A 20,840-nucleotide genomic window follows, 5' to 3' on the forward strand; every position below is an offset into this window, starting at 1 on the left:
TTGAAACATGATTTTTACCGTCCTATTATAATTTGAACTCTTATAAAAAAGATTATAAACGATTGATATTTGTATGAAAAAAACCATGATGATGCTTCTTATCGCAGGAGCTGCCTTTCTGAATGCCCAGAAAATTGAAATAAAAGATGACAAGGTTTTGCTGGATGGTAAAGCAATCCTCAAATCAGAGAAAATCAATGTGTTCCAATATTCATTTTATACATTGGATGACAATGAAATTGTAATGTTTAGAATGTTTGACAACGAAACTCCGCAATATCAGGCTGATGATTATTATGTAATCAACTTTATTGAGCAAAGAATTAAAGTTCAGTGTACCGATTTCAGCCGGGTAGTAAGTGGATTGGGAATGAATTCAAAGAAAAGTATGGAGAAGCTGATGGCCTGGCTTTTCAAAGAAAAAGTGTTGACTCCGGAGGGAACAGTGAATCCTGATAGAGTAGGCGTTTTCTATGATAAATATGATGAAAAAATCCTGGAAAGAACAGTAAGGTAAGCAGTAGTACGGATGACCCTTATCGCAATTTTATAAAATTTTTGTATGAAGGGCTTGCTTGATGATTTTTTTATTAAAAAATATGGTTCTTCGCGTCTGAAATATAAGTCTGATTGTCAGAAATCAACGTTGAAAACTATGATTTTTTTTAATGAAGATGCCGAAAATATTTTGCAGATAACAAAAAACTTTTTATATTTGCACCACTGAAAACAACGGTATAGCCGTTATTCAGGAGAGATGGCAGAGTGGTCGATTGCGATAGTCTTGAAAACTATTGACTGTAACAGGTCCGGGGGTTCGAATCCCTCTCTCTCCGCTTAAGGAGACGTTTATATTTAAACGTCTCCTTTTTTTATAGGTTCTATATTATGATTTACAGTGTGTTATATTTGAATAAGATTATATAAATAGGTGTTCGAGTTTTCAGTATTTACCTTAATAGAAAAACATCTACCTTAAAATCCCCCTATTCATCATCATTATGTGTTCGATATTCGTTTAACCATTTAATCTTGTAACTCATCACTCATCACTCATCACTCATCACTGTGATAGCGTTCTATTTAAGATGATATAACTTTCAAGACAATATTTTTTTGAAGCTCTTAATTTATTTATCTGTTAATTTGATAATGCTTCCTTAAATGCTTTAAAATGTGGTATATAAATTCTTTTTATCAGGCCGTAATAGTCTGCTTATTGCTGTTGAAAAAAAATAAAATTTTTACTACAAAAATTTTCTAAATAACCATAATTGTGACATATTATGATAATTGATGAAAATATTTTGCAAGAAAATTGAGCTAGCTATGAAAATTATCTAATGAAGGATACGATTTTTAAAATAGGAGATCTTCCTAGTTATTACATTCAGATCGTTGCTGGTATAGTGGAGTTAAACAATTGCCACGAGGATGGTAAAGAGGCTACCTTGAATATTCTTACAGATGATCAGACCATTGGTGAAACAATTATTATTTAGCGGAAATAAATATCTTATGAATGCTGTTGCGAGAACAGATTGCAAGATAATCAAGTTGGCTAAGTGGAATTTTATGAGGTTGTTAAGACAAAATAATGAAGTTGTTTTTAATATCTTTCGCTGCTTATCGGAGAGATTGTCACATGAATATGTTATGCTGTTTAACAATTCTTCGAATGACTCCCTTCATAAGGTCCGGTCTCTGCTGGAATATTATAGAGTAGGACAAATCAAGAACAATTTTCCTATTGTATGCCCCTAGCGAAGCAACACATGGCTAATTTATTAGGTATGCGTGTGGAAATTGTGATTCGCACTGTAAAGAAAATGGAAAAAATAAGATCATTAAGATTGTGGCGGGAAAGATCTACTATTGGAGACACAAGTGTTATTCAGCAGATTACTTTTTTTTACCTGTCTAATTTAGTATTGATCAAAGTGAAAATATCAGAGGTAATTAAAACTTTCTTTATTTCCGAGTGTCTTATAGCGTGTAGTATTATAATCCTCTTAATTATCAATACAAATCAAGTCCCTAAATATTAGATTATGGCAGGCGACAAAACAAAAAGAGGAACCTAGGATCACGATAAAGTCATCAGTTCAGAAAAGTGAAAATTTGATTATTTGGAAAAGAAGTTAGACGTTTGTAAATAAGCTCTTATAGGAGCCGTGGGCTGTATGAATTAAAATAGGATTGATATAGGATGGTTTTTTTTCTGAATAAAGGAAGTGTACAAAGAAAATCAAGAAACGATGTCGTCCTTAGCTTGATTATAAGGTTTTAGAGCCAAATGAATTATATGCTTTGACTATGAAACAATTCAAATTGAATCATGTATCTGCATCTACATTTACGCAACTCAGCAGGAATCTGTTCCAGAATCTATTTTTGCGTGATATTGATCTGTTAGGATTTCAAATTGATAGACTATATGCCATTATGGTAGGTATGATCTTTTAGATTTTTTGCAGATATTCTGAAGGTGTTATTCCTTCTATCTGCTTAAAGGCCCTGTTGAAAGTAGATTGGTTCGAAAATCCAGCTTCTGTATAAATATACATTAATGTGTTTTTTTGAAAATTAGCTTCAGAAAAGAGCTTTTTCACATACATAATTCTGTGTGTATTCAGATATGTATTGAAATTAGAATATCCTTTATGTCGAATTGCTCTAGAAATATAAATAGTATTGGTATTTAATAGGACATTTAGCTTTGAAAGGTTAAGTTTTATATCTTTAAAAAGAGCCTGTTCTATCATGAGATTTTCTATCTTTTCAAAAAGGTTTTCTATAGAATCTATATCAATATTTTCTTCTATAATTATCCCTTCCTTTACATCTTCTTTTTGTGTAATTATATTTTCAAGTTCTGACACAATTTTCAATTTTTCAATTTTGTCTTTATAATATATTAACAATGAAAAAACTATAATATTTGAGATAAATAGAATTGTGTCAGAAAATATAATCATCTTCTGGGAATACTTTACAAAGCTAAAATGTAAATTATTGGCTACGATAGTAGCTGTAATAATAATTACCAGAACATAGCCTGCATATAGTAAAGCCTCTTTTTTTGAAAAAAATATATAAGCTCCTAAAGGAACTGCCAACAGCCAGAAAAAACTAGCAATTGTGTAGTTCCAAAAAGTTACCATAATGTAAAAATTATATAAAGGTGCAATAATCAGATATAAGTGAACGATGAGACTCAACGGATATTTTTTTCTAACCAGAAAATAACTGTAAGCTAAAAATAATAATCCGCTTATTAGATACAATGACATTGTTCGACTATTAATGAGGAATCTGAAAGTGATAGCATACATACCCATGGCAAATACCATAAAAAATATGTATTTATCCATTAGTTCTTGTTTTAATATATCTACAGTGAGATATTTTGAATTGATTTCAGGCATTTGAATTTTGTTTTTAATGAAATTTAATAATTCATTATGGTATTGTATTGATTAATAATTAGATATAAAATTTAAATCATTTATAATATTCGCCTTTACTCTTTTTTTTTTGATTTATTAATGTAGATAACTTTGCAAAACAAACGAGATCAAAAAATATTCTATGTTAATAACTGAATAAAATCATGAGATAAAAGATTGTAAAGCAGTAAAATTAAGTAGAAATATGAATTGCACAATATTATTTCTTTTTTAAACATACTTTAAAATTATTCTACAAAAAAAGAGGGGTAATTTTAGATTATTTTTTAATAATCTCCTGCATAATCTTTTATATTTTATTCGAAATAAAACCTAAAACACAAATATCTATATAAAAAACACAAATGATGATATTTTTTCTAATTCTTTAATTATTTACAAAAACATTTCAACATGAAAAAAATTATATTATTAGCTATGTCGCTTATATCCGGCATTGCATATTCTCAGGTGGGAATAAATACAGCATCCCCAAAAGCAACACTTGATGTCACAGGAATGCCAGGTATAGCTACTTTACCTGATGGAGTTATTGCTCCAAGACTTACAGGTAACCAACTTGCAGCAAAAGATGCCGCGTACGGTATTGAACAGATAGGTACTCTAGTATATGCTACAGCAGCGGTAACTGTACCTACGGTTAAAACAGCTAATGTCACACAAGCAGGTTATTATATGTTTGATGGTACAAAATGGGGATATACATTTGGTGGAAGCAATACCGGAACAATTGCTCCCGGCCAGCTTGTTTATTATCATGGAACCATTACCAATGCTACTTCTACAAATAATTGGATGAATTCTTACTTATCAGATTTACCTGTATTGGATGGAATTGTGAGATTGGATGGTATTTTTCTAGGTAGCTCAGTAAATGGTTCAGGAAGTGCTTCTTTTAATCCTAGGTTAGTAAATGTTTCTGGAAATAATCAGAAAATTTGGGTTGCAGAAATTTCTAGTGTAGACCGTTTTAATTTTGCAAATGTCATTTTAGGATCAAATGGAGGCTGGATCAATATTGATAATGGTATTTATCTGAACTACGGCGATAATATGACCACAGCAAGTGTACCTTACGGGCTGACAGGTGGCACACCCTATAATAACAGTAATGAAGTTGTAGCATTAGACATCATAGTAAACAGCAAATGGTTTAGATGCTATTACTTTTTAGTGATAGACAATAAAAATCAAACAGCTCCAGCAGGTTATACAAGAGAAGTATATTTGTCTATCCAAAGGCTATATTAACTAGTTTGTATTAATAGAAAAGGATTATTAATTGGGATTAAATTGCAATTCTTTCAAAAGTTCAGATGCGTTGTGCTATTTACAGTAAAAATATATAGGAAATGAAATTTGAATTAAAAAACATTCATATAGGAGATTGTATAAAAAGAATGGTAAATGAGAAAGAAATCTTAATTCATAGAATCTGTAACTTCCATAAGGTTTCAGAAGATGATATACTTAAAATGTATAATCAGAAAAGTCTTGATACAGAAGTTCTTCTTAAGTGGTGCAAACTTTTGGAATATGATTTTTTCAGAATTTATTGCCAGCATTTAATTCTGTTTGCTCCTAAAAATAAATCTGAGAATACAATATCAAATATTCAAACCTCTCTTCCACAATTTAAAAAAAATATTTATACTAAACAGGTTGTAGATTTTATTTTAGAGTTAATCAATACGGGGCAGAAGACAAAACTTCAAATTATAGAAGAGTATAGAATTCCTAAAACCACACTTTATAAGTGGATCAGTAAATATAATCAGAAGGAATGAAGACCCTTGATCATTATAATAGTTTTTTGAATCAGACTAAAAAGCAAATTTTAGAAGTATTTGGACACGAATTTAATTTTTATCCATTCGATATTTGGACATTTGTTCTGAAAAAGAATTATTTTAATAGAAAAACAGTACTGTTTATATTTTTTGAAAATGAAAAAGTCTCAAAAATAGAAATCAGAAAAATGTATGGAAAGATTAACACCTAATTATAAAAAAATATATACAGATCTCATTATGAAAAAGCATCCAGAGAAATATAAATGGTGCTATTCTATTTTGCAAAAAGAAGTTTTATGTATATTTGATGTCATTAAGCTTAATCAAATTGTTTTTACCACAGAAAATTTAGAAATCTCATTATTCAATCAGAAACTAAGAGCATATGATAAAGCTACGATCCTGTACATTTTAGAATATCAAAAGAAAAATAAATATACTAATATAGCGCTAGCACATAAATTCAAATTAAGCAGAAATTCAATTGCGAGATGGGAAAAAATGTTTGACAAGTAGTAACAGAATATAAACCTTGGATTAACCTGTAAATAAAAATACAGTATAATATAGAAAGAGTATCTAAACAATTAGATACTCTTTCTATGGCTTCAATAATAATAAAGAATGGAGATATTAAACGGAAATTAGTTTAATCCTCTGATCAATTTTTTGATTATATTCTTTATCTGTTCATCAGTACTCACTCTGACATATAAATACGCTGATTTCATAAAATGTATGGTTTATGTAGTATCAACGTTTTAAGAGCATTATTTTATTTGAAGTAAGATCAAAAAGATTGTAAAAATGATTATTTAAGGTGGAGTATAGGGGGTATCTAAACATCTTTGAACTGAAGAAAGCATCAAGTACTGATACTGATAAAAATATAGTTTTTAGTATCTTTGAAATTTATATATTTAATTGCAACTAGTTTTTTAGCTATTTAATTCCATTTATAAATAATAGAAATGGTATAAGGAGTTCGACAGGCCTCCCGCCCATTCCGCAACAATACGAAAGAAGAATCTCTTCAAGCGTAAACAAGCTGATAAAGCCTGCAATTTTTAAAAATTGCAGGCTTTTCTTTTATCCAAGAAACTGCTGGAATTTTCAAAAATGCACATAATGTTCGTGGAATAATCGTGGCACTTTTTGATTTAAAAAAAGTGCCACGAAAAACTATGTAACTTTCTTTAGTTCTACATTTATTAACCTTTAAAATTTTGAATTATATGTTGATATTGATTATGCGTAAGTCTTTGTGACAGTTCTTTACTATCAATTTAAGAACTTTTAATTATCTATTTTTAAACTTTGCAAAGTTAATTTGATCAAGAAAAGTGTATTGAGTAAAGAGTTGGTATAGTAGAAAAGGAAAAGTCTAAACTTTAGCTCTAAAGACTTTTATGAGTGAAAGCCGGTTTTGCCAGGTGTTTAAAATTTATTAATATTATACTTGTAAAATAATTAAATACAAGCTCGATTGAATAACGGATTATTATATATATTGATTTTAATGGTGTCATTATCAGCTAGCTTGTTTAAATAAACACAAAATGACAATAGAGCAAGTATTTCAGGATAAAACAGTAAAAGCAAAAGCTAAGGTTTCAGCAATTGGAGAATGGCTCATCAATGATGAATTGTCGAGCGAGGAATTGCTGGCTTTTGCGGATAAACAAAAAGCAACTGATAAAGCAACTTGTATTGAGGCTTTGGAATATGCCACAAAAAAAATACCAGCTATTGCTGGCGAAAGTGTATTAGAATATGTTACAAAAGCACTCCAGAACAATGAACCAAGAGTGAAATGGGAAAGTGCAAAGGTGATCGGAAACATTGCCAAACTTTTCCCGACTCAACTTGATAAAGCCATTAGCAACCTTTTACTTAATGCGGAAAATACAGGAACGGTTGTTCGTTGGGCAACTGCTTATGCATTAGCTGAAATATTGAAGCTGAAGTCAGACGATCATAAAGAACTATTGTTGAAAATTGAGTCGCTTTGTGAAAAAGAGGAAGACAACGGAGTGAAGAAAAAATATCTTGATGCATTGAAGAAAATAAAAAAATAAAATCTATAAAAATGACAAAACAAATCTTTATCAATCTCGCAGTAAAAGACCTACAAAAATCTACGGATTTTTATACTGCATTGGGCTTTAAAATTAACCCTCAATTTTCAGATGATGCAGGAAAATGTATGGTGTGGAGCGAGAATATTTTTGTAATGATTTTGACGCATGAAAAATTCGCGAGTTTTACAAAAAAACCTATTGCAGATACAAAATCAAAAATTGCAGGGCTTTTTTCATTATCGGCTGAAAGTGTTGACGAAGTCAATCATATTATGTCGTCCGGATTAAAGGCGGGTGGAATAGAACCTAATGAGATCCGGGATTATGGCTTCATGGTACAACGTACGATTGAAGACTTTGACGGGCATACCTGGGAAGTTTTCTTCATGGATATGAGTAAATTCCCAACAGATGAACCTACCGCCTAAAAGCGGTATTCGATTGAATGACTTTTCATATGACTTGATTGGAATCTGCTGTAATACTATTTTTTCTAAAGGAAAAAGTGCGAAGAAGGTTTTTTTTAAAAATGAGAGCTTGTTAAAGAAACGTATAAATAATCTTTTATGAGCAAGATTCATGCTTTAACAAATATGAGGATAGCATCCGATAGATAAATTTAAATGAAAATTGAAACCAAAAGACTCCTAATTAAACCTTTGGATGAAAATGAAATGCGGAATTATATTCTTAATGATTTTGTATTGGAATCCTCTTTGAAGCTTGAGAACCATTCACGAGTTGTTCCCGACCGGGTCAAAAAGGCAATTGAAACAAAAGTACTTCCTAATTTAACTGATCAATCCAAAAATAACCTATATTATACGTTTTGGGTGGTCATAAGTAAAGAACAAAATAAGTTGGTTGCCGAAATGTGCTTCAAAGGTGAACCAAATGAAAGGGGAGAATTGGAAATTGGTTATGCGACTTATCCCGATTTTCAACTTAATGGATTTATGACAGAAGCTATTAGCGGATTAGTTAATTGGGCATTTCAAGAAGAAAACATAAACACAATTTTAGCAGAAACAGATCTAAATAATATTGCATCTATACGAGTACTTGAAAAGAATAATTTTACTTTGGAAAGTCAAACAAAAAATAATTGCTTTTGGAGGTTGTCAAAATAAGAAATAATTAGAAACGGTGAGACCTATTTCCTCGTTATGATGCTCCGGAAGAATCTATTCCAAAGAAGCGTAATTTACTTTTAGTATATTTCTTTTATTTGAGATAGGTTTAATATGCATTTACTTGGATTTGAACTATTAAATACACTGAGAAGTTGGATGAAAGGAAAATTTACTGATTTAATGTATTCAATTAGGGATTGGAATACAGCTGATATTTATAAGCCGCAGCGTTTTTGTAGATATCAAAACAAGGGATATCTTAATGGTGAATATTTTTCGGGAAAAAGGACTAAATTTTTTCAGTTAGATTAAAACTACAAAAGGCTGGAAAATAAATGCCATAATTTTGGAAGATGGAAATAATGAGAAAAATAAAAATACCTTAAACGATCGGAACAATGAACAAGAGTTTGCATCAGGCAGTAATTGCAAACTGACACCTTACAAAAATTCAAAATAAGAGTACGCAACAACAAGAAATTGGAAAACGATAAATATGGCAACAAGCATTTCGACAATAAAACTAAATGCTTCTCTTGACAAAGTTTGGAACACATTGACAAAACTAGAGAAAGTGAAACTCTGGCAATTTGGCAGTAGGATAGAATTCATAACAGAATGGGAAGGATAAATTTTCAAACAATGGGGTAAGGTTTTGGAAATAAAGCCAAATGAACTTATAAGATACAGTTTGTATGCACCAAGGCCCGACCTTTAAGACAAACCGGAAAATTATTTCATAATGAATTATGTTTTGACAGCAGAAGCCTACAAAACGAAACTTGAAATTATACAAGAAGACAACAGACCAAACGCCGTTCAAGAACAACCACAGGGTGAAGAAAATCCAATTTTAAATCGAACTTTAGTAATAATATAGACTTTGTGCTTTAATTTCCGGCTCGAACACAAAGTCCCAAACTGTTAACTGTAATTATTGGACAACCCAATTTTAAATAACTTTGATATTTTAAATTAAGATCTTATGACTAATCAAATTAAACCAAACTACAATGCTCTTTTCAAATTGACTATCCTCAGTATATTCTTCTTGATTTCAATAAACTGTGATGCACAAGAAAAAATAATTCGAAAAGAAATTTTCACTGCTGATATTGGCAGTCGGGTAATTAAAAAAGTAGATGTTAAGGAAATAAAATTTAGCCCCGGACAAAAAACAGGACTTCACAAACACCCGTGCCCAGTCATAAGCTATATTGTTTCTGGGACTGTTTTTTTTCAAATAGAAGGGGATACGCTACAAACCTTAAAAGCTGGAGATGTTGCATTTGAACCTGCTGACAAAACAATAGTTAGATTTGATAATGCATCAAAAACAAAATCGCTTGTGTTTATTCCTTATTATCTTATCAATGATGAAAAAACATTAATTGAAATGCTACCTTCCAAACAGAATGAATAAAACTACCCTAACAGAGTAGTATTCAAAAGTGGATGTAAATTAGGACGCACATCAGATTATTATGCAAACAGTTCTCTGTTACTAAACCGCCTTGCAGTGGTATCTTCCGATTCCTTCAATCGGAAATTTAGCGTAAAGGCCGGGCTACAGGAAGCGAGATGCAGTAACATATCTTTCCTAATTTTTAAACTAAAATCCGTCAAAAGTATAAGACGAACCCACTAATGTATAAGCCAATCGTTGACCGATTGCAGATCTTTGTCTTACAAACAAAAAATTAAAAAAATGGCAAAGACAATATTAATTACAGGAGCTTCATCAGGCTTCGGAAAAGAAACAGCAAAACTATTTCAAAAAAACGGATGGAACGTAATTGCAACTATGCGTTCACCAGAAAAAGAGACCGAATTAACTCAATTCGACAATGTATTTGTAACGGAATTGGATGTTGAGAACATCGAATCGATTCAAAAAACGGTCAAAGCAGGTGTAGACAGATTTGGAACAATTGATGTTTTGGTAAACAATGCCGGTTACGGATTGATGGGTGTTTTTGAATCGGCAAGCAGAGCGCAAATCCAAAAGCAATATGCCGTAAATGTATTCGGATTAATGGATGTAACGCAAACCGTTTTGTCTTATTTGCGAGCAAATGGAAGTGGCACAATCATCAATATTTCTTCATTTGGAGGTGTTGTTGGTTTGCCTTTTGGAAGTTTGTACAACAGTACAAAATTTGCGGTGGAAGGTTTTTCCGAAGCATTGTCGCATGAATTAGCACCGCTAAATATTGTGGTTAAAATGATAGAACCCGGTTCAATTGATACAAATTTTAGAAACGGGCTAGAAATGGTAAAAAATGAGATACCTTCATACAATCCAATTATGGGTTCGTTTTTTGGACGATTTGCACAGACTACCGCAAATTTACCAAAAGCAACATCAGAAGATGTGGCAAATACAATTTACGAGGCTGCTACAGATAAAAAAATACAATTGCGTTATGTTGTGGGCGAAGATGCCCAATTTTATATTGATTGCAAAATGAAAAACAATGATAACGATTTTGTAAAACGGATGCGTGATTATTTTGTAAATTAAGTTTTTAATGGAAAAATATGCAAACCAAATATGTAGATATTCAATCAATAAGTGATTTACATACGCTTTATGGTTGGGCAAAACCAAAGCATCCTCTTGTATCGCTTATTGATCTAACTGAAATTAACAGAAGCAATATCGAAAAAAATGCCTTTTATAGGATGGGCTTTTATAGCATCCTTTTTAAAAAATTTAGCGGTGTTGTAAAGTATGGTATGTCTTATTATGATTTTACTGAAGGCACGTTGATGTTTACAGAACCTAATCAAGTTATTTCTTTAAGCCCCGACCTTCAAGTAGAGGAAGGTTGGGGCTTAATATTTCATCCGGACCTATTAAACAATTCGCCTTTGGGAAACAAAATCAATTCATATTCTTTTTTCCATTACGACGCAAATGAGGCATTGCATATTTCTGAAGATGAAAAACTAATTTTGAAAGACGGGATAGAAAAAATCAGGAAGGAATATGTCCAAAATATTGATAAGCATACACAAACGCTCATTCAAAATAATATTGAATTGTTGCTTAACTATTGCGATAGGTTTTACGACAGGCAATTTATAACAAGGTCAAAAGTTAGTAACGACATTGTGCAGCAATTTGATCGTATGCTTAAAGACTATTTTAACAATGAAACACTTATTGACTTAGGCTTGCCGGATGTAAAGTATTTTTCATCAGCCTTGAACTTGTCGTCCAATTATTTATCCGACCTTTTGAAAAGATATACAGGGAAATCAACGCAGGAACATATTCATCTTCAATTGACAGATAAAGCAAAAACACTTTTATGGGGTTCTGACAAATCAATCAGTGAAATCGCATTTGAACTTGGTTTTGAATACCCATCACATTTTACCAAGATTTTTAAAACCAAGACAGGCAAATCACCTACGGAATATCGGCATTTAAATTAAAAAGGTTCCAGATAGCCCCCAGGCTACAATTTCGCTTAAATTCAATGAATAGCATGTGAGAAGATGCTAAGATAATCAAAATGGACACTTTGATATATAATTAGAAGTCAGTTTGAAAGCGGAATGAGGGACCATCCGCCCCAGATTCCAATAAGATGTAACATTTACCTGAAGATGAATGTCTTACTTTTAAGTGGTGTAATAATATATGCCAACCTTAATAATAACTAAACACTAAATTTTGAAAAAAATGAGATTAATTATAAGCATTATTTTCCTTTTTGTTTTTACTATTTCAAAAAGCCAAAACATTGAAAGCATAACTATTGGCACGATTGACAAAATCCATTCGAATATATTAAAAGAAGACCGCAAGATATGGATATATAACCCTGCTGAAAATAATAAGAAAAATATTCAACGCTATCCGGTTTTATATTTGCTTGATGCCGAAGAACATTTTTATGCTACAGTTGGCATGATCAAACAAATGAAAGGGGTGTGGCCCGAAATGATAGTTGTTGGTATTACAAATACAAACCGTAACCGAGACCTGACCCCCACAGCAAACAATTCAGGCGGTGGTGAAAACTTCATGAATTTTGTAGAAAAGGAATTGATACCTCATATTGATTCTACCTATCCCACTGCTCCATATCGTATTTTTAGCGGGCACTCCCTGGGTGGACTTACTGTTGTAAATACATTATTGAATAATACCCGTCTTTTTAACGCCTATATCGCTATAGACCCAAGTTTATGGTGGAATAACAAGAAACTTGTGCAGCAGGCTAAACAAGATTTTTTTCATAAAAAATATACAAAACTTTCTCTGTTTATTGGCAGGTCGAATAATATGCCTCCAAAAATGGATACACTTACGGCATTAAAGGATACTACTCAATATACTGCTTTATATCGCTCAGTTACACAATTTGTGAATGATTTAAAAAAAACAGATAAAAATGAATTGCGGTGGACTTCAAAATTTTACCCTAAAGAAACACACGGGACGGTTCAATTGAATGGGCAATATGATGCGTTGAAATTTCTGTTTGATTATTACCAATTCAGGACAAGTATGTTTGAATTGAATCCCAATTTGAATATTGATTCTGTATTAACTGCTCACTTCAAAAATATATCGCAAAAATTAGGGTATACTGTGTTGCCATCACAAGACTTAGTCAATAATTTAGGTTATACCTGTATGGGCCTTAAAAAGTGGGACAAAGCAGAGACTTTTTTTAAAATGAATACTGATAATTATCCACAAGACGCCAACAGTTTTGATAGTATGGGAGATTTTTATGAAGCAAGAGGTGACATTAAAAAAGCAATTGAAAACTTTACAAAAGCACTTACTTTGGGCAATGATACAGAGACACGAAGAAAATTGGATAAGTTGAAAGGGAAAAACTGATGAAAAAATAATTTTGCGTAGCATCGGCTTAGTAATAGTGCAACATGAAGAACCACATAATACACAACACACAAGTTGAAGGTGAAAAAGAATTTAAAAAAATGCCCATAAATGATAGAACTTCAAAACTTTTTAAACACGCTACACACGATTAAAGAAAGTACTTGGGAAAGGTTGTGCCCTTTGTTTACTGAAATAAAACTTAAAAAGGGCGGTTATTTTTTGGAAGATCGGCAGGTAGCCACTACAATCGGGTTTTTAGAAAAAGGTGTTATAAGAGCCTTCTACAGAAATGAGAATGGGATAGAATACAATAAACATTTTTTTACCTCGCCATGCTTTATTGGGGGTTATTCATCTCTTATATCGGGAAAATCAAATCATATTTTGCAGCAGGCTTTGACCGATTGCGATATCCTTGTTGCGGATTATGCTTCATTTTCGAAACTCTATGATACTTGCCAGGATCTTGAAAGACTAGAGAGAAAATTAGCAGAAACCCACTTCGTTAATAAAGAGGAGAGGGAGATTGAAATTGTTTTATTGGATGCAGATAAAAGATACCAGATCTTTCAAAAACAGTTTGCCACATTAGAGCAATTAATTCCCCAGTATCATATTGCTTCTTATTTGGGTATTACACCAACACAGCTAAGCCGAATCAGAAAAAAAATGACAAGCAGTTAATTTCTTTACATATGTAAATGCTTTCTAAATAGCAGGGCTGTAGTTTTACAAAATAAAACAATTTTCAAACTATAGAGTTATGAACTATGCAATAATCATTTTGGTGAATGCAACCAGTCAATGGCTTTCTTTATCGAGAACTGAGCGTGATACTTTTGTTGACAAAGAATTAAACGGGATCTTTAAAAAATTCAAACGAACATGTAATGTAAAATTATTTGATAGCGATTTTACGAATGCATCTGTTTCTGATTTTATGATTGTTGAAACTGACAGTCTTGAACAGTTTGGTTATCTGATGGGATATCTACGGGAGTCCAAAACATTTGCAAAACCATATTTTGAGGTAAAAGATTTAATTATCGGTGTTCCAAATAAATTTCGGGGTTCAATGGACATTCAGGATGTAAGCGCATAAGAATTTTTTAGCAAATCAAGAAGGATAAATTACAGTCTAAGTATCGTCAAACCGAGAAGCTTTTGCGCTTGTGTTAAAACCACACTAACCGAAAAGACAGATTCTTCTGTCTTTTATTAAAAACTATTCATCCACATATATATATCTATATCAGATGGTATATTTAGTTTTTTTCTTAGTCTATATTTTCTCATTTGTACGGTTTTAGGTGTGACAAAAATAGAATTTGCAATCTCTTTTGTTGTAAAATTTAATCGGATATAAGCACAAAATATAAGTTCAGAATTTTGGATTTCAGGATAGATTTCAATGATTTTATCGCAAAAACTAGGGTGAACTTCTCTAAAACGTATTAAAAAATTAGGAGAGTTACTTTTTGCCAAAGAAATAATTTCTTCAAAAGCAGCATTAACTTTAGATTCTAAATTTTTAATTTCAACTTCCTTTTCAACAATAATATTCTTCTTTTTATTGTCTTTCTTTTTAAGATACCCTTTTATAAAATAGGCTCCACAGCTCAATGTCAAAACGATTAAAATAATAATAATTAATAAATATCTTGAATAGGTAATTTCCTCTTTTATCCGTTTTTTCTTTTCCTGAATATCCTTATCAAATATTTTGTTGATATTATTTTTATCAATTTTATTGATACTATCGCTTACTTCAACGTATTTTTTTAGATATTTATACGCCTGTCTGCTTGAACCAGTCTCATCTGATATTTCAGAATTTAATTTATACGCAATTTTTATGTCGTATAAAATTTTGTTTTTTTCTGAATTTTCAGTGTATAAATCAACATATTTTTTTGCCTTGGCGAATTCCGCCTGACTGCCATAAACTGATGCTAAATGGCCAAATAGGTTAGATGTTTTAGAGTTATTAGTGAATTTTTTAGGTAGCTGTGTGATAGACTTATTCATGTAATAATCCGCCGAATCTTTTTCCCCTTTCGATTTATTGATCAGTGATAAAGCAGCGGTTGCCTTTGCTAAAAGAATATTGAGCTTTTCATCCAGGTCATGATGATCATGCAAATTATTGTATATTTTCTGTGTATAATAATAAGCGGAATCTTCGTTTTTATTGAAGTGATAAATAGACGCGAGATCATTGTAAGCAATATTTTCATTATAAATTGATTTAATTTTGTCAGGAATTGCTTTGGATGAGATGATCATTTTTCTGTAATATCTTATTGCTTCTTCATTTAATTCTAGTTCTGCATATTCTTGTGCTAATAAATGGTAGTTATCGGTTTTTAATTTTGAATACTCCGTTTTAAGATTTTCCGATTCTGAAAGCTTAGCAAAGTTTATACTGTTACTATAATCTCTGTTTACATGAGCAATATATGCTTTGCCGTAATAGCCACTGGCCACTCCATATGGATATCCTACCTTTACAGAGCTTAGAATGACTTCATTCATAACATGAATAAACTCATCTTTCTTACCTTCTGAAATCAGATGTGGAGCGTCTTTAATTTTCTTTTCAATTTCACTAAATGTTTGAGATGAAAAATGTAAAGAAAAAGTTACAAATAGGAGATAGCAGAATTTCATTATAGTTAAATGATACAATGATACAATGATACAATGATACAATGATATTCTTAATTTCCATTACACTTAATTTTTTTTAAGTTAAATATTATGTGTCGAATATATTTCTCATTCTCAAAACATATAAATTTGATTTGGTAAACTAGTTTTTTTAACAACTCTTTTTAATTAAACCTCCAAAGTGTTTTTGCTGTTATTAGATTTAGTTAATATTAAATAGTTTGATTATCAGCTGTTTGTATGATTGAGTATCTATGTAGTATGTTCTTTTTTGTAAATAAAAGAGAATTATTATTTCTTTGGATCCCTCATATTAAGAAATAATTTGTAGATGATTTTGATTCATCTATTTACTCAAGGTTGAGCTTAAATTAATTTTTTCAATTAAAAAATTACTAGCCCCTAAAAACATTTTTCATATCAGAATAAACACTCAGAAATTAAAACGCGAATGATGAAAAAAAATTACATCTTAATTGTTCTTGCCTTTTCCGCCCATATAGTATATGCTCAAAATAAATCAGTTGGGATAAATACGACTAATCCAGAAACCGAACTTCATATCAATGGGAGTGTGAAAACGTTGGGAATCATACTAAAGGATGAGATAGAAAGTCTAGGAGCAACAGAAAATTATACATATCTTATAAAATCACCAAGTCCTGAAAATAAAATCACAACATATAATAACAGTTTTTTGCCTGTAAATCCTGCTCCCATAAACCAGATCCAATTTCAAATTACATGTGATGTAGATGACAAAGACTGGATCAATGAATATGATACTAAAATCAATTCGAATAAATTTCTTGTAGTGATCTCCTCATTTGGATTCACTCAGCCTATACTACAAGGTAATTTGCCGGACTGGGTTACTCCGCTTCCGCAGATTTATGCTTATAACTCAAATAATACATGGAAACTGAAAGCAGACTTTCAAGGATTTCATCCCCCTTCTACATCAGCTGCAGGTGTTTGGACTATCAATTTATTGGTTTTCGACAAAGCATACGCCAAAGAATTTAATGTCTCCCAAAATCTGGGAGGTTCTGCAACAGGAGCTGCAACTTCAGCATTAATTCAATTTTAAACTTACACGAATGAAAATAAAAATATTAGTAGCTGTCTTAACTTTTCTTGTGATAAACTTTAAAGCACAAGTAGGAATTAACACCTCAAATCCGCAGGGAACATTAGATGTAAACGGAAGAACCCTTGGTGATTCTTATCTAATAGATGGTGTAAATTCCATTTCAACTGACAATTATTACCTTTTGACCAGATCTACAGATACGACACCAGTAGGGAAAGTTAAAAAACTTGATGTTTCATTACGAAATGTAGCTCCTGTAAATATGTATAATATAACAATTCAAAATGTACAGCAGGATGAAGTAGTTAATCTCAATACAAATTTGGAAGTTAGTAAATATGTCGTGGCTATTGTAGGTGCTGTGTTCAGTGGAGCTGCTTTAAATCGAAATTCAGATGGGTCATATGGTGCTTACTATAATGAAGTTACCAAAGTTACAGTAGGTTCAAATACTTATCATGCAATAAATCTTGATTTTAAAGGTGGAGGAACGACTTCTTCCCAAAACGGAACATGGAATCTGTCGTTAGTAGTTTATGAAAAGGTATTAGTGAAAGATTGGGGAAATTATGCAGGATCTGTATCTTCTGCATCTTCTTATAAAGGTGTTTCTACTACTACACCTGCGGGACTTCAATAAATAAAATATAAACTGATGAAAACTAAATTTTTTACAATATTTCTTTCCTTTTCATTCCTTACAGTATTTGTTGCTCAAAGCGGAAATGTAGGTATTAATACCAGTAATCCAGTGGAGAAACTGGATGTAAATGGAAAAACATACACTAATTCTTTGTATCTAAGAAATCCGGGAGAGCCCACAACTACGGGAGGCCATTTTTTGGTTACTTCCGACAATGTGTCTAATACGTCTTTGCAACTTTATGATCCTAGCATAGGCAATAGCGCTCTTTTTAATTATATGAAATTGATACTGACAGGAGTTCCAAAGTCAGGAATTACAGATTATGATACAAAGATAGACGCCAATAATTTTCTTGCTGTTATCCATAATTACTCATTCAGTCTTGCTAATGGAGATAATTATGTAACATTAGACTATGTAGGTACTCAGGGAGCAAATGATTCGAAGCAGGGGTCACCGGATATAAGGATGTATAAAAATAATGGTACTTGGCATATTAAAGCCATCTTCGCAAATAGTACTTTGATTGATTACACAAACAACACTAACCCTTCAACAACATACAATAACTTCACTCTGATGTTTTATATTATGGTCTATAAAAGATTAATTACAAAACAAAATATTACTGATATAAATATTGATCTTAACGGGGCAAATGGAAGTTCTCAAAGTATTCCTAAACCTTCTGGATTTTAATTTCTCTGAGCTAGTTCGATTATATTTTTAGGCATTTAAAATGTACCCACTGGATGAATTATCAATATAGTGTTCAAAGTAATATTCAAAAAAGAAAAGTATTAAATAATGGCTTCGATTGATCTAAAGGATATCCATATAGGATCATTAATATATCAAAGAGTATTAGAACAAAAAATAAATAAATCTCAAATGTGTAATTTTCTCAATCGTTCTGAAGCACAAGTTGATGAGATTTATCAATCCAAGATTTTGAATTCGGAAATCCTCCTCCAATTGAGTAAACTCCTGGAATATGATTTTTTTAGAATTTATTCGGAGCATTTGATATTATATGCTTCTATTGCATGTACCGAATATGTAAAGGATAAAAAAAAATCGTCCGCAATTCCGGTATTTAGAAAAAACATTTACAATATAGGTATCATAATGTTTATCGTAGAATTGGTAGAATCTGGTGAAAAAACTAGAAAACAGATTATCGATGAATATGGAATACCTAAAAGCACACTATATAAGTGGATAATGAAGTACAAAGGATAAATAGACTTAATTTTAAAAAAAATAAGAAATCATTGAAATTGTATTTCGCGATCAGATTACCGACTGGATTGACCGAGAATAACAGGTTAATAATCAGGTTATTGTGTAAACGGTCCCTTGTTGATAAACCGTCTTGAAGCGGTATCTTCCGATTTCTTCAAACGGAAATTTAGCGTAACGGCGGGCTGCCGGAAGCGAGCTGCAGTAACAGACCTTTCCCCATTTTTAAACTTTTCATTTTAAAATAAAATCCATCAAAAGGAAATTATACAAATTATGTCCATAGCAGCTATTCAGGGCTTTGGGAAGAGCAGCAGACAACGAGCTTATTACTTTATGCAAACTTTTTAAATTTCAAAGTTAATTTATGATTAATCTATCTGTTACCTTAAAATATATGTAATCTGTATCTGTTGCAGTATTAATTCAATCCATAATTTTGTAATCTCATTTAACTTACAAACTTTAAAGTTATGGATGCAAAAGATTTCCAATCCCACATTTTAGACAAGAACAAAAAAATATATGTCGCCTATATAAATGAACCACCTTTTTACTGGAGAGAAAAAGATGGGACAGTAAAAGGCGCAGATATTGAGTTGCTTGATACAGTACTTGGGAAATTGGTATATCATCTATCGAATATCATCTTACAACTTTTGAAGCGCTAATACCTGGTGTGCAGACAGGGAGATGGGATATCAATGTACCAATTTTTATAACTGCTGAACGGGCGAAAGAAGTTGATTTTAGCGTTCCTGTATGGGCATTGGGCGATGGGCTGGTTGTAAAGCATGGAAACCCTAAAAAACTGGTAAGTTATGAAGCTGTCGCAATGAGAATTGATGCCAAATTAGGGCTTATTCCCGGCCAAGTTCAATTTGATAAGGCAAAATCAGCAGGTGTTATCGACAACCAAATCACAATGTTTAAAAATCAAGATGAGTTAATAACCGCATTGCTATCAGGAAAAATTGATGCATTCGCAGCTACAGCAGTTGGAAATAATGCTATCGTCGAAGTGAACCCAGGATTGCACGCAGTTCCTCTTAAGAGCAAAGGTGAGAATGACGTTTCTGTTGGCGCCTTTTCATTTAGCAAGGATAATCAACAACTTAAGCAAAAGGTAAATGAGCAACTTCTTAAATATTTAGGTTCAGAAGGCCACCGCTCGAAAATGGCGAAATACGGAATCTCAGCAGTAGAGATAGATGCTGTTTTAGCGAACAGAGGCACGGAATGAGAACGCATCTTTACAGAATAATAATACTGATGTTATAATTTGAGACTACTTAGCTATAATTAAATACTAAAATGATGGAAATACAAAATAGCACACTTAACGATATAGAAGAAATATTCAGGTTATATAAAATTGCGACTGATTTTCAGAAAACAAGATTTACTGTTCATTGGCCTGAATTTGAAAGAAGACTTGTTGAAACGGAAATAGCAGAAAGCCGTCAGTGGAAAATTGTTATCAATGATCAGATTGCCTGCGTTTGGGCAACCACATTTAGCGACCCAAAAATTTGGGGGGAACGAAACAGTGATCCCGCAGTTTACATTCACCGTATAGCAACAAATCCTGATTTCAGAGGACAGAATCTCGTTCAAAAAATAGTGGAATGGGGTAAACAATATGCATTAACCAACGGCAAAAAGTTTATTCGTCTTGATACGGTTGGAGATAATCCAGGACTAATCTCTTATTATACAAAATGTGGTTTTGATTTTTTGGGATTATCAAAACTCAAAGATACCGCAGGGCTTCCGGCACATTATAATAATGCGACTGTAAGTTTGTTTGAGATGGGAGTATAATATTGTGGTTAAGGTTCA

23 protein-coding genes and 1 tRNA gene are annotated in these 20,840 nt (G+C 31.9%); 22 read left to right on the forward strand and 2 right to left on the reverse strand.

Annotated features, from left to right (window positions below):
• The first annotated feature begins 73 nt into the window (after nucleotides 1–73).
• The 3 genes from SB679_RS09695 (at nucleotide 74) to SB679_RS09705 (ending at nucleotide 1,502) form a co-directional block, all read left to right on the forward strand.
• Nucleotides 74–517 (forward strand): hypothetical protein, encoded by a 444-nt coding sequence (locus SB679_RS09695; protein ID WP_410702046.1) that lies wholly within the window; start codon nucleotides 74–76, stop codon nucleotides 515–517.
• A 234-nt stretch (nucleotides 518–751) separates the two neighbouring features.
• A tRNA-Ser gene (locus tag SB679_RS09700) sits at nucleotides 752–836 on the forward strand.
• Nucleotides 837–1,343: 507 nt separating this feature from the next.
• Nucleotides 1,344–1,502, forward strand: coding sequence for a cyclic nucleotide-binding domain-containing protein (locus SB679_RS09705; protein WP_410702047.1), 159 nt, complete (start codon nucleotides 1,344–1,346; stop codon nucleotides 1,500–1,502).
• Between the two features lie 960 nt (nucleotides 1,503–2,462).
• On the opposite strand, the gene SB679_RS09710 is transcribed toward SB679_RS09705, so the two are convergent.
• Nucleotides 2,463–3,428, reverse strand: coding sequence for a helix-turn-helix domain-containing protein (locus SB679_RS09710; protein ID WP_410702048.1), 966 nt, complete (start codon nucleotides 3,426–3,428; stop codon nucleotides 2,463–2,465).
• Nucleotides 3,429–3,863: 435 nt separating this feature from the next.
• On the opposite strand from SB679_RS09710, the gene SB679_RS09715 reads away from it, so the two are divergent.
• From SB679_RS09715 to SB679_RS09770, 12 genes are all read left to right on the forward strand, one after another.
• The gene (locus SB679_RS09715) at nucleotides 3,864–4,721 is read left to right on the forward strand and encodes a hypothetical protein (RefSeq protein ID WP_410702049.1); all 858 of its coding nucleotides are present in this window, start codon (nucleotides 3,864–3,866) and stop codon (nucleotides 4,719–4,721) included.
• Nucleotides 4,722–4,822: 101 nt separating this feature from the next.
• A complete protein-coding gene (locus tag SB679_RS09720; RefSeq protein ID WP_410702050.1) occupies nucleotides 4,823–5,257 on the forward strand; it encodes a transposase in 435 nt (144 codons plus the stop codon).
• A gap of 195 nt (nucleotides 5,258–5,452) precedes the next feature.
• Nucleotides 5,453–5,779, forward strand: a complete 327-nt coding sequence (locus tag SB679_RS09725) for a helix-turn-helix domain-containing protein (RefSeq protein ID WP_410702051.1) — start codon at nucleotides 5,453–5,455, stop codon at nucleotides 5,777–5,779.
• A gap of 1,043 nt (nucleotides 5,780–6,822) precedes the next feature.
• Nucleotides 6,823–7,341, forward strand: coding sequence for a HEAT repeat domain-containing protein (locus SB679_RS09730; RefSeq protein ID WP_410702052.1), 519 nt, complete (start codon nucleotides 6,823–6,825; stop codon nucleotides 7,339–7,341).
• An 11-nt stretch (nucleotides 7,342–7,352) separates the two neighbouring features.
• Nucleotides 7,353–7,772, forward strand: coding sequence for a VOC family protein (locus SB679_RS09735; protein WP_410702053.1), 420 nt, complete (start codon nucleotides 7,353–7,355; stop codon nucleotides 7,770–7,772).
• Between the two features lie 195 nt (nucleotides 7,773–7,967).
• Nucleotides 7,968–8,474, forward strand: a complete 507-nt coding sequence (locus tag SB679_RS09740) for a GNAT family N-acetyltransferase (RefSeq protein ID WP_410702054.1) — start codon at nucleotides 7,968–7,970, stop codon at nucleotides 8,472–8,474.
• Between the two features lie 988 nt (nucleotides 8,475–9,462).
• A complete protein-coding gene (locus SB679_RS09745; RefSeq protein ID WP_410702055.1) occupies nucleotides 9,463–9,900 on the forward strand; it encodes a cupin domain-containing protein in 438 nt (145 codons plus the stop codon).
• A gap of 285 nt (nucleotides 9,901–10,185) precedes the next feature.
• On the forward strand, nucleotides 10,186–11,001 hold the full coding sequence (locus SB679_RS09750) for an SDR family oxidoreductase (RefSeq protein WP_410702056.1): 816 nt from the start codon (nucleotides 10,186–10,188) through the stop codon (nucleotides 10,999–11,001).
• 17 nt (nucleotides 11,002–11,018) lie between these two features.
• Complete coding sequence (locus SB679_RS09755; RefSeq protein ID WP_410702057.1) at nucleotides 11,019–11,921, forward strand: helix-turn-helix domain-containing protein; 903 nt, start codon at nucleotides 11,019–11,021, stop codon at nucleotides 11,919–11,921.
• A 250-nt stretch (nucleotides 11,922–12,171) separates the two neighbouring features.
• The gene (locus SB679_RS09760) at nucleotides 12,172–13,344 is read left to right on the forward strand and encodes an alpha/beta hydrolase-fold protein (protein WP_410702058.1); all 1,173 of its coding nucleotides are present in this window, start codon (nucleotides 12,172–12,174) and stop codon (nucleotides 13,342–13,344) included.
• A 111-nt stretch (nucleotides 13,345–13,455) separates the two neighbouring features.
• Nucleotides 13,456–14,031, forward strand: a complete 576-nt coding sequence (locus SB679_RS09765) for a Crp/Fnr family transcriptional regulator (RefSeq protein ID WP_410702059.1) — start codon at nucleotides 13,456–13,458, stop codon at nucleotides 14,029–14,031.
• A 79-nt stretch (nucleotides 14,032–14,110) separates the two neighbouring features.
• Nucleotides 14,111–14,449, forward strand: a complete 339-nt coding sequence (locus tag SB679_RS09770; protein ID WP_410702060.1) for a darcynin family protein — start codon at nucleotides 14,111–14,113, stop codon at nucleotides 14,447–14,449.
• Nucleotides 14,450–14,565: 116 nt separating this feature from the next.
• Here the strand turns inward: SB679_RS09770 and SB679_RS09775 are convergent, their stop codons facing one another.
• Nucleotides 14,566–16,017 carry a tetratricopeptide repeat protein gene (locus SB679_RS09775; RefSeq protein WP_410702061.1) on the reverse strand — a complete coding sequence of 484 codons (1,452 nt, stop codon included), beginning with the start codon at nucleotides 16,015–16,017 and terminating at the stop codon, nucleotides 14,566–14,568.
• Between the two features lie 454 nt (nucleotides 16,018–16,471).
• Between SB679_RS09775 and SB679_RS09780 the strand changes: the two genes are divergently transcribed.
• The 7 genes from SB679_RS09780 (at nucleotide 16,472) to SB679_RS09810 (ending at nucleotide 20,822) form a co-directional block, all read left to right on the forward strand.
• On the forward strand, nucleotides 16,472–17,107 hold the full coding sequence (locus SB679_RS09780) for a hypothetical protein (RefSeq protein ID WP_410702062.1): 636 nt from the start codon (nucleotides 16,472–16,474) through the stop codon (nucleotides 17,105–17,107).
• A 49-nt stretch (nucleotides 17,108–17,156) separates the two neighbouring features.
• A complete protein-coding gene (locus SB679_RS09785; protein WP_410702063.1) occupies nucleotides 17,157–17,750 on the forward strand; it encodes a hypothetical protein in 594 nt (197 codons plus the stop codon).
• Nucleotides 17,751–17,765: 15 nt separating this feature from the next.
• The gene (locus tag SB679_RS09790) at nucleotides 17,766–18,455 is read left to right on the forward strand and encodes a hypothetical protein (protein ID WP_410702064.1); all 690 of its coding nucleotides are present in this window, start codon (nucleotides 17,766–17,768) and stop codon (nucleotides 18,453–18,455) included.
• A gap of 108 nt (nucleotides 18,456–18,563) precedes the next feature.
• Nucleotides 18,564–18,998 (forward strand): helix-turn-helix domain-containing protein, encoded by a 435-nt coding sequence (locus SB679_RS09795; protein WP_410702065.1) that lies wholly within the window; start codon nucleotides 18,564–18,566, stop codon nucleotides 18,996–18,998.
• A 473-nt stretch (nucleotides 18,999–19,471) separates the two neighbouring features.
• Nucleotides 19,472–19,669, forward strand: coding sequence for a hypothetical protein (locus SB679_RS09800; protein WP_410702066.1), 198 nt, complete (start codon nucleotides 19,472–19,474; stop codon nucleotides 19,667–19,669).
• Nucleotides 19,670–19,677: 8 nt separating this feature from the next.
• Nucleotides 19,678–20,241 carry a transporter substrate-binding domain-containing protein gene (locus SB679_RS09805; protein WP_410702067.1) on the forward strand — a complete coding sequence of 188 codons (564 nt, stop codon included), beginning with the start codon at nucleotides 19,678–19,680 and terminating at the stop codon, nucleotides 20,239–20,241.
• A gap of 74 nt (nucleotides 20,242–20,315) precedes the next feature.
• Nucleotides 20,316–20,822 (forward strand): GNAT family N-acetyltransferase, encoded by a 507-nt coding sequence (locus SB679_RS09810; RefSeq protein ID WP_410702103.1) that lies wholly within the window; start codon nucleotides 20,316–20,318, stop codon nucleotides 20,820–20,822.
• Nucleotides 20,823–20,840: the final 18 nt, after the last annotated feature.

It is taken from the genome of Chryseobacterium sp. SIMBA_029 (assembly GCF_046535275.1).
GTDB lineage: Bacteria > Bacteroidota > Bacteroidia > Flavobacteriales > Weeksellaceae > Chryseobacterium.

Coding starts and splice junctions, on each gene's coding strand:
- SB679_RS09770 (WP_410702060.1), top strand. CDS start 14,111: ATGAACTATGCAATAATCATTTTGGTGAATGCAACCAGTCAATGGCTT.
- SB679_RS09800 (WP_410702066.1), top strand. CDS start 19,472: ATGGATGCAAAAGATTTCCAATCCCACATTTTAGACAAGAACAAAAAA.
- SB679_RS09740 (WP_410702054.1), top strand. CDS start 7,968: ATGAAAATTGAAACCAAAAGACTCCTAATTAAACCTTTGGATGAAAAT.
- SB679_RS09750 (WP_410702056.1), top strand. CDS start 10,186: ATGGCAAAGACAATATTAATTACAGGAGCTTCATCAGGCTTCGGAAAA.
- SB679_RS09760 (WP_410702058.1), top strand. CDS start 12,172: ATGAGATTAATTATAAGCATTATTTTCCTTTTTGTTTTTACTATTTCA.
- SB679_RS09720 (WP_410702050.1), top strand. CDS start 4,823: ATGAAATTTGAATTAAAAAACATTCATATAGGAGATTGTATAAAAAGA.
- SB679_RS09790 (WP_410702064.1), top strand. CDS start 17,766: ATGAAAACTAAATTTTTTACAATATTTCTTTCCTTTTCATTCCTTACA.
- SB679_RS09810 (WP_410702103.1), top strand. CDS start 20,316: ATGGAAATACAAAATAGCACACTTAACGATATAGAAGAAATATTCAGG.
- SB679_RS09755 (WP_410702057.1), top strand. CDS start 11,019: ATGCAAACCAAATATGTAGATATTCAATCAATAAGTGATTTACATACG.
- SB679_RS09730 (WP_410702052.1), top strand. CDS start 6,823: ATGACAATAGAGCAAGTATTTCAGGATAAAACAGTAAAAGCAAAAGCT.
- SB679_RS09780 (WP_410702062.1), top strand. CDS start 16,472: ATGAAAAAAAATTACATCTTAATTGTTCTTGCCTTTTCCGCCCATATA.
- SB679_RS09705 (WP_410702047.1), top strand. CDS start 1,344: ATGAAGGATACGATTTTTAAAATAGGAGATCTTCCTAGTTATTACATT.
- SB679_RS09745 (WP_410702055.1), top strand. CDS start 9,463: ATGACTAATCAAATTAAACCAAACTACAATGCTCTTTTCAAATTGACT.
- SB679_RS09695 (WP_410702046.1), top strand. CDS start 74: ATGAAAAAAACCATGATGATGCTTCTTATCGCAGGAGCTGCCTTTCTG.
- SB679_RS09795 (WP_410702065.1), top strand. CDS start 18,564: ATGGCTTCGATTGATCTAAAGGATATCCATATAGGATCATTAATATAT.
- SB679_RS09715 (WP_410702049.1), top strand. CDS start 3,864: ATGAAAAAAATTATATTATTAGCTATGTCGCTTATATCCGGCATTGCA.
- SB679_RS09725 (WP_410702051.1), top strand. CDS start 5,453: ATGGAAAGATTAACACCTAATTATAAAAAAATATATACAGATCTCATT.
- SB679_RS09735 (WP_410702053.1), top strand. CDS start 7,353: ATGACAAAACAAATCTTTATCAATCTCGCAGTAAAAGACCTACAAAAA.
- SB679_RS09765 (WP_410702059.1), top strand. CDS start 13,456: ATGATAGAACTTCAAAACTTTTTAAACACGCTACACACGATTAAAGAA.
- SB679_RS09775 (WP_410702061.1), bottom strand. CDS start 16,017: ATGAAATTCTGCTATCTCCTATTTGTAACTTTTTCTTTACATTTTTCA.
- SB679_RS09710 (WP_410702048.1), bottom strand. CDS start 3,428: ATGCCTGAAATCAATTCAAAATATCTCACTGTAGATATATTAAAACAA.